11 protein-coding genes, 1 tRNA gene and 1 pseudogene are annotated in these 15,539 nt (G+C 63.3%); 6 read left to right on the forward strand and 7 right to left on the reverse strand.

Annotated features, from left to right (window positions below):
* Both EN749_RS03290 and EN749_RS03295 read right to left on the reverse strand, forming a co-directional pair.
* A pseudogene (locus EN749_RS03290) lies at positions 1 to 320 on the reverse strand (sugar ABC transporter permease); the annotation flags it as partial.
* A gap of 205 nt (positions 321 to 525) precedes the next feature.
* Positions 526 to 1,797 (reverse strand): extracellular solute-binding protein, encoded by a 1,272-nt coding sequence (locus tag EN749_RS03295; RefSeq protein WP_128362558.1) that lies wholly within the window; start codon positions 1,795 to 1,797, stop codon positions 526 to 528.
* A gap of 85 nt (positions 1,798 to 1,882) precedes the next feature.
* On the opposite strand from EN749_RS03295, the gene EN749_RS03300 reads away from it, so the two are divergent.
* From EN749_RS03300 to EN749_RS03315, 4 genes are all read left to right on the forward strand, one after another.
* On the forward strand, positions 1,883 to 2,776 hold the full coding sequence (locus EN749_RS03300) for a helix-turn-helix domain-containing protein (protein ID WP_189367347.1): 894 nt from the start codon (positions 1,883 to 1,885) through the stop codon (positions 2,774 to 2,776).
* Positions 2,777 to 3,096: 320 nt separating this feature from the next.
* A tRNA-Phe gene (locus EN749_RS03305) sits at positions 3,097 to 3,172 on the forward strand.
* Positions 3,173 to 3,327: 155 nt separating this feature from the next.
* A complete protein-coding gene (locus tag EN749_RS03310; RefSeq protein WP_128362559.1) occupies positions 3,328 to 3,765 on the forward strand; it encodes a hypothetical protein in 438 nt (145 codons plus the stop codon).
* A 175-nt stretch (positions 3,766 to 3,940) separates the two neighbouring features.
* A complete protein-coding gene (locus EN749_RS03315; RefSeq protein WP_127807908.1) occupies positions 3,941 to 5,050 on the forward strand; it encodes a DUF4432 family protein in 1,110 nt (369 codons plus the stop codon).
* Here the strand turns inward: EN749_RS03315 and EN749_RS03320 are convergent.
* From EN749_RS03320 to EN749_RS03330, 3 genes are read right to left on the reverse strand one after another with little or no spacing between them, the layout of a single operon-like run.
* Positions 5,047 to 5,922, reverse strand: a complete 876-nt coding sequence (locus EN749_RS03320; protein WP_127398639.1) for an alpha/beta hydrolase-fold protein — start codon at positions 5,920 to 5,922, stop codon at positions 5,047 to 5,049. The genes EN749_RS03315 and EN749_RS03320 overlap by 4 nt on opposite strands.
* Before the next feature lie 25 nt (positions 5,923 to 5,947).
* Positions 5,948 to 7,999: a Fe(3+)-hydroxamate ABC transporter permease FhuB gene (gene fhuB, locus EN749_RS03325; RefSeq protein WP_128362560.1), complete on the reverse strand. Its 2,052-nt coding sequence runs from the start codon at positions 7,997 to 7,999 to the stop codon at positions 5,948 to 5,950.
* Positions 7,992 to 8,789 (reverse strand): ABC transporter substrate-binding protein, encoded by a 798-nt coding sequence (locus EN749_RS03330; RefSeq protein ID WP_245486816.1) that lies wholly within the window; start codon positions 8,787 to 8,789, stop codon positions 7,992 to 7,994. The genes fhuB and EN749_RS03330 overlap by 8 nt, the downstream gene beginning before the upstream one ends.
* 401 nt (positions 8,790 to 9,190) lie before the next feature.
* On the opposite strand from EN749_RS03330, the gene EN749_RS03335 reads away from it, so the two are divergent.
* Positions 9,191 to 11,296, forward strand: coding sequence for a TonB-dependent siderophore receptor (locus EN749_RS03335; RefSeq protein ID WP_189367349.1), 2,106 nt, complete (start codon positions 9,191 to 9,193; stop codon positions 11,294 to 11,296).
* Positions 11,297 to 11,732: 436 nt separating this feature from the next.
* On the forward strand, positions 11,733 to 12,080 hold the full coding sequence (locus tag EN749_RS03340; protein ID WP_032808338.1) for a hypothetical protein: 348 nt from the start codon (positions 11,733 to 11,735) through the stop codon (positions 12,078 to 12,080).
* A gap of 87 nt (positions 12,081 to 12,167) precedes the next feature.
* Here EN749_RS03340 and ggt read toward each other — a convergent pair whose 3' ends face one another.
* Positions 12,168 to 13,907: a gamma-glutamyltransferase gene (gene ggt, locus EN749_RS03345; protein ID WP_128289873.1), complete on the reverse strand. Its 1,740-nt coding sequence runs from the start codon at positions 13,905 to 13,907 to the stop codon at positions 12,168 to 12,170.
* Positions 13,908 to 14,217: 310 nt separating this feature from the next.
* Positions 14,218 to 15,510 carry an L-rhamnose catabolism isomerase gene (gene rhaI, locus EN749_RS03350; RefSeq protein ID WP_164781647.1) on the reverse strand — a complete coding sequence of 431 codons (1,293 nt, stop codon included), beginning with the start codon at positions 15,508 to 15,510 and terminating at the stop codon, positions 14,218 to 14,220.
* Positions 15,511 to 15,539 lie beyond the last annotated feature (29 nt).

The raw sequence follows: 15,539 nt of genomic DNA on the forward strand, positions 1-15,539 counted from the left end.
GGGGGGAAGAAGGCAAAGAGGTAAAGGCCGGGGACCTTGAGGAGGGGAGAGTGCAACAGCACCGCCATGACAAGCGCCAGCGAGATCATCACCGGCACCTGGATGACAAGGATGAGCAGCGTGTTCTTCAGGGCGTTGAAGAAGGCCGGATCGCCGATCAACCGGCCCCAGTTGAAGCCGGGCGCGAACCGCCACGGCACGGTACGCGTCGCCTGAAAGGAGATCATGAAGGAGCTGATGATCGGCCATACCCAGAAGATTGCGAAGATCAGCAGATAGGGCGTGAGGAAGCGATAGGCCGTGGCGTTGCGATTGCGCATCCTCATCCTCCTTCTATCGATTGTTGTTTCACGCCATCGCCTGGGTCTTCCCTTCTCCCTTGTGGGAGAAGGTGTCGCCGAAGGCGACGGATGAGGCGTGTTCCAGGGAATGCCAACGTCTCACTCCGCTGGAGCACCCCTCATCCGTCTCGGCGCTATCGTGCCGATCCACCTTCTCCCACAAGGGGAGAAGGAGAAGCGGTGGTTATGATTTGACGGGCAGTCCGGTCGCCGCCGCGATCTGGCTTGCGGCATCGTCGAGTGCCGTCTTGGCGTCGGGATAGCCGCCGGCCAGATACTTGGTCTGCACGGCGCGGACGATGATTTCGGCGTCGCTCTGGAACTGCGTGCCGCGGCTCGGAACAACCTTCGGCAAGGTGCCGAGAATATCCTTCCACACCGCCTGGCCGCCCCAATAGGGCAGACCTTCCGAGACGTAGGGGTCATTGAGCGCCGAGATCAGGGACGGCACCAGGCCGAACTCCTTCAGCATCGTGATCTGGCCTTCATTGGTTCCGAGCGTGTATTTCAGATAGGCGTAGGCTGCCTCCTTGTTCTTCGACGCCGAGGTGATAGCCAGCGAGGAACCGCCGAGATTGGCGGCGCGCGGCCCGTCGGCGGTGAGGCTCGGCATCAGATAGACTCCCCATTTGCCGTTTTCACCGGCAGATTCGGTGCGAATGGTGCCCTCATACCAGCCGCCATAGATCTGGGTGGCGACGGTGCCGGCGGTGTTGTTGGTGATCTTGGTGCCCCAGTCGGCCGACGAGATGATGCCGGCGTCCTTCATCTCCTTGACCTTGGTCATGGCATCGACGCATTTGGGCTGGTTGACCGTGATCGATTGTCCGTCCTCGGAGAAATAGGCGCAGCCCTGTTCGTTGGAGATCATGCGGAAGAATTCCGAGTCACCGTTGAAATCGGCATTGGTCATCGAGACGCCAGGATTGGCGGACTGGATCTTCTTGCCCGCGGCGATGAAATCGTCCCAGGTCTTGATCGAAGCCGGATCGACGCCGGCCTTTTCGTAGAAATCGCGGCGATAGAACGCGGCAACCGGGCCGGAATCCCACGGCATCGCGTAGGCCTTGTCGCCCACTTCCAGCTCGGTGCGCTTGAAATCGGGGAACTTTTTCTGGTCGTCGGCTGTGTAGCCGAGCGTATGCAGGTCGACGAAGCAGTCGGGGAACTGGCTCCAGTAATTCTCGGCCTCACCGTTCTCGACGGTGACGATGTCGGGCAGGCCGACGCCGCCGGCGGCGCAGCCGGCGATCGACTTGTCGTAAGTCGGCTGGTTGCCGAGATCCTGGACGGTGACCTTGACGTCGGGAAATTGCTTGTTGAAGCCGGCAATGGTCGCCTTCAGCGATGAAGCCGCGACATTCCAGCTCCAGATGGTGATTTCGCCGGATTGCGCGAAGGCCGGGGCTGAGCCCAAGGCAAGCGCGAGCGCGGCGCAGGTCATTGTGATGCGCATTGAAATCCTCCCATTTCATTTGCTCTCTCACTGTGAGCGTGGCTAGACTATGCAGTGGGCAAGGCCTGTCGCCGTCAAAAGGAATATGAAATTGGCGGAAAGTAAGATGCCTGAACGGCCGTTCTACCAGCCTGGGGCCAGCAGCGTGGAAGGCCTGCCGCTGCTCCTGCAGATGTTTCACACCAATCCGTTGGTGATGCTCAAGCCGCACTGGCACGCCCAGGTCGAGGTAAATTTCATCGTGCGCGGCAGCGTGCATTACCGCATGAACGACCACGAGATTTCGCTTTCGGCCGGCGAGATGTGCCTGTTCTGGGGTGGCCTGCCGCACCAGATGGACGATTTGTCCGACGACGCCATCTATGCCGGGGCGCATCTGCCGCTGGTGCATTTCTTCCGGCTGCACGTGCCCACGGATATAAGGCACCGGCTGATGACCGGCGCGACACTGGTGACATCAGCCACCGACCAGTCCGACAACCATAATTTCGAGCGCTGGAACCGCTACGCCCGGTCCGGCGACCAGGCCAAGGCCGAACATGCCGTCAACGAATTGCTGCTGCGGCTGGAGCGGGTGCGGTTCGAGCCCTACCGGCTGGTATCCGCAACTCCGACCGACCAGGAAACAGGCAGCCCCTTCGACCAGCAATCGTCGCGCAATGTCGGTCGCATGTGCGATTTCATCGCCGAAAACTTCCTCTACGACATCGATTGCGTGAACATCGCGGCGGCCGCCGACATCCATCCCAAATATGCCATGAGCCTGTTCAAGAAATCCACCGGCATGACGCTCAACGAGTATGTGAACCTGTTGCGGCTGAGCTATGCGCAGGCGCTTTTGATGCATCAGGACGCCAATGTGCTGCGCGTCGCCATGGATTCGGGCTTCGGCTCGCTCAGCGCCTTCAACAAGTCGTTCCGCAAGCTCGCCGGCATGTCGCCCTCCGATTTTCGCCGCGGCGTGACCGGCGTCAGATAGATGGCGGCGACCCGTGGCGCGTCTGGCGCCTCGAAGCATTGTGCGCCACGATCGTCGGCTGAAAGACATGTCACGGCGTTTCAGCCTGCAATAACGACGCGGACAAGGGTGACGAAGGCCGGATCGTGCCATGGCGTGCGCGATTCCGGCCTGCAAGCAGCATGGAAACCGGGGCACCGCACGGCATCGCTTTTCCTGCCTGAAATCGCCACCTAGGCGCTGGACAGGCCGAATTCCCGTGCTATAACCCACGCGCTTTCAAGGGGCGCCCACGGCGCCTCGATGAATTCCGGTCTGCGAGTTTTCGTTTGCCGGAACAGGCCCAGATAGCTCAGTTGGTAGAGCAGCGGACTGAAAATCCGCGTGTCGGTGGTTCGAATCCGCCTCTGGGCACCATTCTCCCAAGGTCCGTTCTGGACACACCCCGTCGCGCCGCCGCCTGCATCGCCAAGTGGAATCACTTTGCGCACATTAGCCTACCGGCGGATTTAATTTGCTTGGCCGCCCCTCAACCCTAGGGCAAACTGCCTGCCGGGGCTGCAGGAGGTGAAATGAGAGCACGCGCAGCAACGCTTGGGGATCTGGAGGACGTGTTTCGTGGTCTGTCCAAACGGATGTCGGACGAATACGTGGCGGCCGGCAAGGACAGCAAGATCGCCTACGACAATCTGATGATGAATTTGAAAGAAGGCCGCGCGCACGCGCTTGTCGAGGGCGACAAGGCCGTGGCGATCATCGCCTGGCATGAGAACAGCGACGCCGCCGACACGCTGTTCGCCGCACGGGAGGACTTCTTCCGTGCCACGACCGTTCGCTTCTGCAAGCGGCATATCAGGCACATCCAGGCGCTCGCCGGCAACCTCGCCATCCACTCGCGTAGCTGGCTGCAGGGGCCGGATGTCGCAAGATGGTTCGGCGTTATCGGCTATGTCGAGCGCGGCCGGGAGAACGGCGCCACTTTGTTCGAGCTGCCGCCGGCTCGCGGATAGGCAATCGCGGGATATTGCCTGGCAAGCTTGCAGTTTCGAGCGCTCTCCCAGGAGGGCGCGAAGAGACTCTGCCACCAGCCGTCCTGGCAGAAGCTGTGAGACGTGCTGCCGTTGATTTCCAGATGTTTCCTGCGACTATCGGCACGCACGCTTGCGGTGGATAGAGGTCGAAACAATGCATCTGGACTACTCCGATCACGTCTTCGTCGATCTCGTGCCCGAGCAGTTCGGCCCGTCGGAAACCATCGTCGCGCGTTATCGCGGGCTTGTCGCCACCGCCTTTCGCTACCGATCCGGCGTTGCCGGGCTTCGGATCAGCAACGCGAAGGGCGAAATCGTCATGCTGCCGTTCCAAGGACAGCAGATCTGGGACGCGACCTTCCTCGGCCGCTCCCTGACCATGCGCTCGATGTTCGATGAGCCGGTCGCGACCCGCGACTATCTTTCCAACTACGGCGCGTTCTTCATCCACTGCGGCGCCACCGCAATGGGAAATCCGGGGCCGGATGACCGCCACCCGCTTCACGGCGACCTGCCAAATGCGCCTTATCAGGATGTGCAACTGATCGCCGGCGGCAATTCCGAAGGGCCTTTCATGGCGCTGACGGGGCGCTGCCGACAGACCCTCGCTTTCAGCCATGACTATGTGATGGAGCCCACCGTACGGCTGCAACTCGACGCCAGCAGCCTCGCCGTCGACATCGTGATCGAGAACCTGAAACGCTCGGCCATTGAGTTGATGTACCTGGCGCACATCAATTTCAAGCCGGCCGATGGCGGGCGCCTGGTCGACACCGTAGCGGATGATTCCGCGGACATTGTCGTGCGCCAGACGCTGCCGCCCTTTTTCACACCGAGCGAAAGCTATCTTGCCTACCGCGATGCCGTTGTCGCCGATCCTTCGCGGCATCGCCTGCTGACCAAGGGCGAGCCGATCGACCCAGAACTCGTGCTGACGATGAGGGCTAAGGCGGACCCCCAGGGCTGGGCGCACGCCTTGCAGGTCCATCCGGACCGTACGGCGGATTTCGTCAGCTTTCGCCCCGACGAGCTCAATTATGCCGTCCGCTGGATCACGCGCGGCGCCGACCAGGACGCGCTTGGCCTCGTGCTGCCGGCCACCGCCGAACCAGACGGCTATCTTGCGGCCAAGGAAAGAGGCCGCCTGGTTCGCGTCGCACCCGGGGAAAAATTCCGCTGTGCCCTGCGTTTTGGCGCTATGGACGCGGACGCAGCCACACAACGAGAACAAGCCATTGCAGCGTTGAGAGGTGAAGGCCGTTAGTCGCAAGCCCTCACCGCAAACGCTGCCTGAACCGCGCGATTGACCGTGACCGGCAGGATCGACATGTGGTTTTCGCCAGCGTGCAGCTCGAAGCGCGCACGCACGCCCGGGAGAGCATCAAGCCGCTGCGCCATTGCCCGCGCGAATTCGTCGGTGCGTGTTATCTTCTTCTGCTGCAGGCGCTTTTCCTCGTCCTCGGCGCCAATCTGGAACGGCGCCAGCTTCTCGGTCTCGTACTCGCCGGCCGACAGGATCACGGTCGCCGCCAAACCAGCGGGGATGGCGGCCTCGAAGGTTTCGAGAAAGCGGTCGATGGCACGCTCTTCCCAATAGATGGCGGGGCTCGCCGCGATCCAGGTCTGGAAGGCAGACGGCCGCGTGAACAGGGCATAGAGCGCAAACAGACCACCGAAAGAATGGCCGTAAAGCGCCTGGCGGCTAGCGTCGACCGTGATCCGACTGGCGACCCACGGCTTCAACTCGTCCTCGATGAAGGCAAGGAACTCCCCTGCCCCACCGGTCCGGACTTCGGGCGTGCCCTCATAGAAGGGCGGATAGGTCTTGCCCGGCGGCGGGCCGAGATCCCATGAGCGGCGCAGCGGGTCATAGGCGCCCTCGACGGGATAGCCGATGGCGACGATGACGCCCCAGCCGACATTGCTGCCCGTTGGATAGAAGGCCTGCGCGCGCATGGCGTCGACCGCCGTGCCGATGACGGCGTTGCCGTCGGTCATGTAGAGCACAGGCCAGCCGGCTTCTGGCACCGGCCCGGACGGCACATGCAGGAATATCCGCCAGGGGGCGCCGACCTGCGCCGGGACAAGATCGTGGACCGTGGTGTCGGCGATCAGAGCTGGCGTCGACTTGGGCATCGATATCTCCACAAGGGCAAAACGGTCAGCGGCGGCGCAGCAGCCACATCAGCACCGGGCCGCCGATCAGTGTGGCGACGAGACCGGCCGGGACCTGGCGCGGGAAGATGGCGGTGCGGCCCACCCAATCGGCGGCGACCATGATCAGCGCGCCGGCGAGCACCGCGCCCACGGCCTGCGGCAGCGCACGGGAGAGGCCAAGGCGACGGGCAAGGTGCGGCGCGATCAGGCCGATGAAGGTCAGCGGACCGACGATCAGGGTCGAGGCTGCGGTGAGTGCCGCGACCACCAGCAGCACGAGAAGCCGCGTCCTCTTCAGGTCAATGCCAAGGCCCTGCACAGCGGCGGGGCCAAGCGGCAGGATGTCGAGCCAACGCATGAAGAAAGGCGCGAGCGCGAAGAGGCAGACGGCGATGCCACCGGTGAGCAAGGCGTCACCGACATCGACGCCATAGGTCGAACCGGTCAGCCAGTTGAGCAGCAGCATGGCACGCGGATCGCCGGTGGCGGTGAGCACCAGGATCAGCGCGTCGAACAAGGCCGTCAGAGCAACGCCGGCGAGCAGCAGCCGCTCCGGCGCATAGGCGGCACGACGGCCGATCGCCAGCGTCACCAGCAAAGCGGCGAAGGCGCCGATGGTTGCCGCCGCCGTCTGAACCGGGCGCCCGGCATCGGAGAGCGCAAACAGCGCCACCATCATGCCGAGCGCAGCACCGGCGCTGATGCCAAGCACTTCGGGGCTCGCCATCGGATTGCCGGTCAGCCGCTGCATCATCAGCCCGGCAAGCGCCAGCATCGCCCCGGCGCTCAGCGCGGCAAGCACGCGGGGCCACCGCCACGACAGCAAAGGCTGCAGCTCGTCGCCGAAGGCGAAGGTCCAGCCATGCGGGCCCGGTCCATAGAGCAGGGCCAGCCCGAGCAGCAAAAGCAAGGCCAGGCCGATCGCCGTCAGCATAAGGCCGGGCCGGCTTGCGCGCGGCAGGCGCGCGGCCATCAAGGTCGGGGCTTCCGAGCCCAGAGCAAGGCGCGGCAGCAGCCAGAGAAGCGGGGGCGCGCCGAGAAGTGCTGTAATCGCTCCGGTCGGCAGCAGGTCGCCTTGCGGCCCGGTGGCGATCTGCACGGCCTGGTCGGCAGCCCACAACAGCGCCCCGCCGATCAGCGGCGCCATCACCAGTTGCTGGCCCAGCCGCCGGGCACCGCCGATGCGCGCGAGCGTCGCCGCGGCCAGGCCGACGAAGCCGATGACGCCGACAGCGGCAACGACAAACGCGATCAGCGCGACGGCGGCCGCCAGTCCGGCGAAGCGATAGGCGCCGAGCGGCACGCCAAGACTGCGCGCGCCTTCATCGTCGAGGCCAAGCAAGGTCAGTGGCCGCACTATGAAGAAGATCGCAAGCGCAGCAGTGCCGATGCGCGGCAACAGCCACAGCGTCGTCGACCAGTCCTGCTGGCCGAGCGAACCGGCGCCCCAGATGAACAGGCTGGCCAGCCATTCATGCCGCAGCACAATGAGAGCGGCACCGATGGCGCCGGCATAAAGGCTGACGACAAGCCCCGCTAGCACGACCGAAAGCGGTGACAGGCCTTTGTGCCAGGACAGAGCTATGACGGCGGCAAGGGCAACGAATGCGCCGCCCAGCGCCACCCATTCGCGGCCAAAGGCAAGCAGCGACGGCGACAGAAGCGTTGCTAGTGCCAGCGCCAGATAGGCGCCGGCCGAGACGCCGACCGTTTCGGGCGAGGCAAGCGGGTTGCGCAGAACCTGCTGCAGGACGGTTCCGGCAAGCCCGAGCGCCGCACCGCACAGAAGGCTGACGGCAAGCCGAGGCAGGAAAGCATAGTGGACGAGCACCTGCCGCATGTCGGCGATGTCGGGGGCGGCGAGCGATTGGAGCCAGAGCGCCGATGGTAGCTGCACGGTGAGGTTTGAGACGGTTGCCGCTGACGCTGCCGCGAGCAGCACCGCGCAAAGCAGGATCGCGCCTACCGGCTGATTCCTGAAACAGCTCCACGCGGAGGCCCGGCCGGCCGACGCATGCTTCCCCCCTTGGGCAATGGCCGCAGCATCCTCAGCCACGGGCGGCCTCCACAGTCATCGCAGACGCCAGGACCCGAGCAAAACGGGTGGCGGACGGAAGGGCGCCGAACATATGGACGGCGGGAAGACGCATGATCGAGCGGTTGCGCACGAAAGGCATGGCGTTCCAGACCCGACTTTCGGTCAGCGTGCCGCCCGCGCCCTCGGGCAAGGGTTCGAGATAGGCGAGGCGAGCGTCGCTGGATGTCGCCAGCCCGTCGATACCGACGGTCGAAAACCCCCAATAATTGGTCTCGGCCGTCCAGGCGTTGGCGAGCCCGATGCGATCGAACACCTCCTGAAACAGACTCTTCTTGCCGTAGACGCGCACATTGCGCGGATCCATGAAGCTGACGACATAGATCGGCCGCGCCGAAAGCGGCGCCAGCTGCCGGCGGACTTCCGAAAAATACGCATCTGTCGCCGCGATCAGCGCTTCGCCTTCGCTTTCCTTGCCGACAAGCCTGGCAAGCTGGCGCGTCGCCTCGAGCGCGCGCTGATAGGGCTGCCCGGCCTCGGTATAGAGCCCGATCGTCGTCACCGGCGCCACGCGTTCGAGCAGCGGCTTGATGCCGTCGAGATACGGCATGGACAGGATGATGTCGGGCCTGAGTTGCTGCAGCAATTCGAGATTGGGTTCGAGCAGCGTTCCGACATCGGCGATCTCAGGCGGCAGCGGCGGTTCGACCACCCAGGTCTCCCAGATGTCGCGACCGGCAATGGCAACCGGGCTGACACCGAGCATGAGCAAGGTCTCGGCCAGGCCGTCATCCAGGCAGACGATGCGCAACGGTTTCGCCGTGGCAGATGGCGATGCAATTGCGGCAAAGGGCAGAACGAAAAGTCCCAGCGCGCCGCGCCGGGTGATCCGACCGCGGAGACGGTCGGCCCTGTGGGATTCAAGGGCTGCCATCATCGCGCAGCGCCTGTGCGGAAAGCCGGCTGGGCGTGGATTTCAGGCACGGGTTTTCTCCAAAACGACGCATTCAAAAATCTGGCTGCCGGCAGCCGATGGTCGGTTGACTATGAAACATGACTTCCATAGTCAACATTGAAGATGACTAACCGAGTCAACAAATTTAAATTGGCGCAAGGCGAAACGGTCCTGCGCGCATTGCGGGCAGTGAGGGTATCAAGATGCGGTTGAGTGCATATCGTGCGGCGCGGCGGCGAAGCCGGACCCGGGGCCTCGTGGTCGCATCGCTTTCGACCCTGCTTTGCACCCAAGCCCTTGCGCAGGAAGCCGCGACCGAGCTCAACCCGATCAATGTCGAGGGACAGAGCGACAGCCCGGTCGGACCGGATGACGGCTACATCGCCAAAAACACCACCACCGGCTCGAAAACCGACACGCCGCTGAAGGAGATTCCACGCTCGATTTCGGTGGTGACCCGCAAGCAGCTCGATGATCGCCAGCCAGGGCAGCTTGAGGACGCCTTGTCCTATCTCGCCGGCGTCACCATCTCGCCATGGGGCGTCGACGATCGCTTCGACCAATGCCTGATTCGTGGGTTCGACCTCTGCACGTCGGCGATCTATCGCGACGGGCTGCCGCAGAAAGTGATCGATTTCTCAGGCTTCAAGATCGAGCCCTACGGGCTGGAGCGAATCGAAGTCTTGAAGGGGCCATCCTCGGTGCTCTACGGCGAGAACGAGGCTGGCGGCATGGTCAATGCCGTCACCAAGCGGCCGACTGACAAGCCGATCTATGACGGCTTCCTCAGCTATGGCAGCTTCAACACCGTCGAGGCCGGGCTGGATATAGGCGGCCCGATCGACGATGCCGGCGTGTGGTCCTACCGGCTGACCGGCCTGGTTCGCAACGGCGCGCTCGAAACCGACTATTCCCGCAACGACCGCATCTTCGTCGCGCCGGCGCTCAAGTGGCAGCCGGATGCGCAGACCTCGCTGACCGTCCTGGCCAACTACCAGTGGGACAGGCTGACGACGAATCAGTTTCTGCCGGCGCAGTATGGCAATCTGCCGCGCAATTTCTTCACCGGCTCGCCTGACTTCGACCGCTTCGATGCCAACCATGGTTCGATCGGCTACCAGTTCAGCCATGAGTTCGACGACCATTGGACGGTGCGGCAAAACCTGCGCTACTCGCAGCAGGAAACCGACTACCGGCAGCTCTATTTTGGCGAGTGGCTTGGCGGCCCATACATCGGCGCAGACGAACATACGGTGCAGCGCACGCTGTTCACCGTGGATGAGACGGCAAGGCTGTTCAACGTCGACAACCAGGCCGAGTACAAGGCTGACTTCGGCGTGGTCGAAAACAAGCTGCTGTTCGGTCTGGATTACAGCAGACAATCGGTCGACGGGCGCAACGGCTACGGGGCGGGTCCGCCGCTGGACACCCAGAACCCGGACTACTCGATCCCTGTCACGCCGCCGAGTCTCATCATTACGGATCGCGTGGAGACGATCGGCCAGGTCGGCCTCTATGCACAAAACCAGTCCAAGATCGCCGACCACTGGGTCCTGACAATCGGCGGCCGGCAGGCCTGGATCGACCACACCAATTTCAACCGACTCGACGGTGCAGGCAGCTACGATCAGAAGGACCATGCCTTCACCGGCAATATCGGCATCGGCTATCTCTTCGACAACGGCCTGACGCCCTACGCCAGCTATGCCGAATCCTTCACCACCAATATCGGCCCGACCCAGTCCGGAGACGCGCTGCTGCCCTCGTTGGGCAAGCAGTATGAAGTCGGCTTGAAATACGAGCCGACCTTCTTCCCCGGCTTCATCACCGCTTCGCTGTTCGACCTGCGCAAGACCAATGTGCCGACGGCAGCAGCCAATCCCGTCTACCAGGTCCAGACCGGAGAAGTCCGCCATCGCGGCCTGGAGATCGAGGCCAACGCAGATCTGGCTTCCGGCCTCAGCATGACGGCGGCCTACACCTATCTCGACGCGGAGATAACCAGCGATGCCGCCGCCGTCATCGGTAACCGCCCGGCCAGGGTGCCGGAACACCAGGCATCGCTGTGGGCCAACTATGAGGTTGGCAGCGGCGTGCTCGAGGGCCTGAGTGTCGGCGCCGGCGTGCGCTATATCGGCGCCAGCTTCGGTGACAATACGAACACGGTTAACGTGCCCGGCCACACGCTGGTCGACGCGGCACTGCGCTACAAGAAGAATGGCTGGCAGGCAGCGCTCAATGTCTCCAACCTGTTCGACAAGACCTACTATTCGACCTGCTATGAGGCCGGCAGCAATGCCGACCTCAGCTGCATCTATGGCGAAGGCCGCGTCATCAAGGGCAGCCTCAGCATGAAGTTCTGATGCATGCCGCTCGGCTGCCCCGACTGGCAGTGATCTGGCATGCAGGATCTGAAGCGCGCCGCATGAACCTGTGACGACGCGACGCGTCCAGAGCCGCGATTCGACGCGGTCCTGTCCTCCGTCCGGGTGGCGGCAAGCCGATTCGCACCGCCACGGCCGCGTGCGACGTCCCGCTCGCCGAAAATCGCTGCCCGCGAAGCGCAATCCACGTCCCGCATCATTTTTCCTCCACGAATGCATTCCAGGATGATGGTGCCACGACCGCCTTCGGGCCGGCGCGCTCTGGATTGGATTGCCTGAAAAAGGCAACGAATCAAAAAACCGGCGGCGGTCGTCGCCAGAAGGTGTAGAAGACCGTACCAAACGCATTGAAGGGAGTGCGATCGGGTTGCGCTCGGCAAGGCTTGATGGTTTGTTGCCGCTATACGGAGAATGAATGATGCGAGAGCCTGCCGGTCAAGACGAATACGGGTCGACGAACCCTTTCGATCCGGACGATCTGCCAACCTTGAACGCAATCGGCCCGAGCATGGGAAGCGGCAATGATTTCGAGAGATATGCCGTTGCCGTGATCATCGTGTTCGGTGCGCTGATCATTGGCGGGCTGATGGCCGCATCGATGGTCTTCGGGCACCGCAACGGCTTCCTCTTCGCGCTTGGCGGCGCCACGTCCGCCTGGATATCCGGAAACGCGCTGCTGCTCGACCGGCCGCGTATCTATGCGCTGTTCGTCGGCATTGCCGCCTTGATGCTGGTTGCGTCCACCCTCACGCTGGTCTTGTGACGGTCGCATCGGTGTGATGCCGATCCACTTGAGCAGCGGGCGATCAACCCGAATCGCCACGCTGCACCAAGCTTTTCCTCCGAGCTATCAGTATCCGAGCGCCTCGCCAGAGGCCGCGCGGCTGTCGATGGCGCCGTTGTAGCGCGCGCCGCTGCCCTTCTCGATTTCCGCCAGGCTCTTGCCGCCGACCAGGATGCCGGCCGCCTGCCCCCAGGTCTGGTCAGCGAGATCGAGGTGATATCCCATGTCGGCCAGCAGCTTTTCTGTGTCCGGCGACAGGCCGAACGGCTCGACATAAACCTTGTCGGGCAGCCATTGATGGTGGATGCGAGGCGCGTCGATCGCCTCCTGGATGTTCATGCCGTGGTCGATGACATTGACGATCGCTTCCAGCGTGATCGTGATGATGCGCGAGCCACCCGGGCTGCCGATGACCATGAACGGCTTGCCGTCCTTGGCGACCACGGTCGGGCTCATCGACGACAGCGGCGTCTTCTTCGGCTGGATGGCGTTGGCCTCGCCCTGGACAAGGCCGTAGAGATTGGGCACGCCGGGTTTCTGGGTGAAATCGTCCATTTCGTTGTTGAGCAGGATGCCGGTGCCGTCGGCGACGACGCCGGCTCCGAAGGAGCCATTCAGCGTGTAGGTGACCGCGACCGCATTGCCTTCATCGTCGATGATCGAATAATGCGTCGTCTCCTTGCTCTCGCCAAAGCCCTTCGGCATCAGATCCTGCGACACGCCGGCCCGGAACGGGTCGATCTTGTCGCGGATATCCTTGGCATAGGCCTTATCAAGCAATTTCGAGACCGGATTGTCGACGAAATCGGGATCGCCGAGCGCGGAATTGCGGTCGACATAGGCATAGCGCATCGCCTCGACCATGACATGGACCGTCTCAGCCGAACCGGCACCGAGGTAGGATAAGGGATAGCCCTCCAGAACGTTGAGGATTTCGCAGATGATGACGCCGCCGGAGCTGGGCGGCGGCGAGGAGGTGATCTCGTAGCCGCGATAGGTGCAGGTCACGGGCTTGAGTTCGCGCACCGCATATTGCTCGAAGTCGGGCTTGGCGAGAATGCCGCCCTTGGCGCCGCTCGCCTTGACGATGGCATCGGCGATGGCGCCTTTGTAAAAGGCATCCGTACCCTCTTCGGAAATGGCGGCGAGCGACGCCGCGAGGTCGGGCTGGACCAGCCGTTCGCCGATGCCATAGGGCTTGCCGTCGGGTTTCAGGAATATGGCGGCGGCCGCGGGGTCCTTCGCCAGCCTGTCGGCGCTGCCGGCAAACGAGGCGGCGTCGCCCTGGTTGAGGATGAAGCCGTCCCTGGCATAGCCGATTGCCGGCGCCATCAAATCCTGGCGGGACAATTTGCCGTATTTTTCGCGGGCCATCTCCAGACCGGCCACCGAACCCGGCACGCCGACCGCAAGATAGCCGTCGAGGCTGGCCCCCTTCACCGGGTTGCCGTCCTTGTCGAGATACATGGTTTTTGTCGCCGCCAGCGGCGCCCGCTCGCGAAAATCGAGAAAGGTCGATTTGCCGTCCTTGAAGCGGATGGTCATGAAGCCGCCGCCGCCGATATTGCCGGCATTGGGGTAGACGACCGCGAGCGCATAGCCGACGGCAACCGCCGCATCCACAGCATTGCCGCCCTTTTTCAGCACCTCGATACCGACTTCGGACGCCAGATGCTGGGCCGTCACCACCATGCCGTGCTCGCCCTTGGCTGGCGCAGGCGATGCGGCGAAGACGCCCGTCAACGGCGCGAGGGCGAAGGTGATGGAAAGACTGGCGGCGATCAATGTCCGACGGTTGAGAGGCATGGCGGTTCTCCGGGCGGGGGGACGCCTAGAAGACCGTGTTGGACTGATCGAGTCCACTAACAATTAAGGGAGCGTGAGAAAGAGCCCCCTCACCCGGATTGCCAACTGAATTGCGAAGCGCAATTCGAGGCAATCCGACCTCTCCCCGAGGGGAGAGGAGGTTGTCAGCGCTGACGTCAGTCTCTTCTCCCCAGCGGGGGTGAGGCGTGGTCCGCGCGGCGGGCCAAAAGCCAACTGCTTGGCTTTTCGAACAACGAACGCCCGGAGGGCGGTGGCCGCAAAGCGGCCGGGTGAGGGGGCCGGCTCGGGCTCAGACAATGCCGCCCGAGCCACCGGCGACCGCGGGACGTTCCGCAGCGACCTTGGCGCGGTAACCCGCCGCCCTATAGGCCGCGACCGGATCAATGGCGCCACCGGTCTTCAGCCGCGCCATGGCCAGGATCGGCTCGACATCGGTTCGGTAGGCGGCTTTCAGCGTCTGCGTCGCCATCAGCGCGTCATTACTGTCCTGAAAACCTTCCAGCGCCTTGCGGTCGACGAGCAGCGCCTGCGCATAGGCGCGCTGCACCTCGACCGCCGACAGCATCAGGCTTTCGATCGGATCGGTGACGTTGTGACTCTGGTCGAGCATGTGCGCCGGATCGAAACCCTCGGTGCCGGACAGTTCGGCATCGACCAGTTCGTTGAAGACGAGGAACAGCCGGTAGGGGTCGATCGAACCGGCATCGAGATCATCGTCGCCATATTTCGAATCGTTGAAATGGAAGCCTCCGAGCTTCTTGAACTGGATCAGCCGCGAGACGATCATCTCGATGTTGACGTTGGGGGCATGGTGGCCGAGGTCGACGAGACAGAACGCCTTGTCGCCCAATTCCCTGGCGATCATGTAGTTGGTGCCCCAGTCCTGCACGACGGTGGAATAGAAGGCCGGCTCGTACATCTTGTGCTCGCTGAACAGCTTCCAGCCGGCGGGCAGTCCGGCGTATACCTCTTTCATGGCGTCGAGATAGCGCTCGAACGCCTTGGCGAAATTGACCTGGCCCGGGAAGTTCGAACCGTCGCCGATCCACACCGTCAGGGCCTTGGAGCCGAGCGTCTTGCCGATCTCGATACATTCGAGATTGTGCTCGACCGCTTGCCGGCGCGTGCCGGCATCGGCATGCGACAGCGAGCCGAATTTGTAGGAAAGCGCCTGGTCCTTCGCGTCGGAAAAAGTGTTGGAGTTCATGGCGTCGAAGCCGAGGCCAAAGCGCGAAGCCGCCTGCTTCAGCCGGTTCGGGTCGGCCTTGTCCCACGGAATGTGCAGGGAGACGGTCGGCGTCGCTTGCGTCAATTGCTGGATGACGGCGCAGTCCTCGATCTTGTCGAAGATATCGCGCGGCTCGCCGGCGCCGGGAAAGCGGGCAAAGCGCGTGCCGCCGGTGCCGACGCCCCAGGACGGGATCGCCACCGCGAATTTCTCGACCTTGTCTCTGATAGCGTCGATAGCGATGCCGCGACGGTCGAGGCGCTCGCCGAGCGAGGCGTAGTCGCGCTCGAGGTTGGGCTTGCGCGCGCCGTTGTCCTTGTCGACGAGGTCGGCGGAGATGATGGATTCGGACAAGTGCTGATTCCTCCCAAAATATGTTCGGG

The organism is Mesorhizobium sp. M7A.F.Ca.ET.027.02.1.1, assembly GCF_004022985.1.
Classification (GTDB): Bacteria; Pseudomonadota; Alphaproteobacteria; order Rhizobiales; family Rhizobiaceae; genus Mesorhizobium.

Coding starts and splice junctions, on each gene's coding strand:
- EN749_RS03340 (WP_032808338.1), top strand. CDS start 11,733: ATGATGCGAGAGCCTGCCGGTCAAGACGAATACGGGTCGACGAACCCT.
- EN749_RS03295 (WP_128362558.1), bottom strand. CDS start 1,797: ATGCGCATCACAATGACCTGCGCCGCGCTCGCGCTTGCCTTGGGCTCA.
- EN749_RS03320 (WP_127398639.1), bottom strand. CDS start 5,922: ATGCCCAAGTCGACGCCAGCTCTGATCGCCGACACCACGGTCCACGAT.
- EN749_RS03300 (WP_189367347.1), top strand. CDS start 1,883: ATGAAATTGGCGGAAAGTAAGATGCCTGAACGGCCGTTCTACCAGCCT.
- EN749_RS03310 (WP_128362559.1), top strand. CDS start 3,328: ATGAGAGCACGCGCAGCAACGCTTGGGGATCTGGAGGACGTGTTTCGT.
- ggt (WP_128289873.1), bottom strand. CDS start 13,907: ATGCCTCTCAACCGTCGGACATTGATCGCCGCCAGTCTTTCCATCACC.
- EN749_RS03315 (WP_127807908.1), top strand. CDS start 3,941: ATGCATCTGGACTACTCCGATCACGTCTTCGTCGATCTCGTGCCCGAG.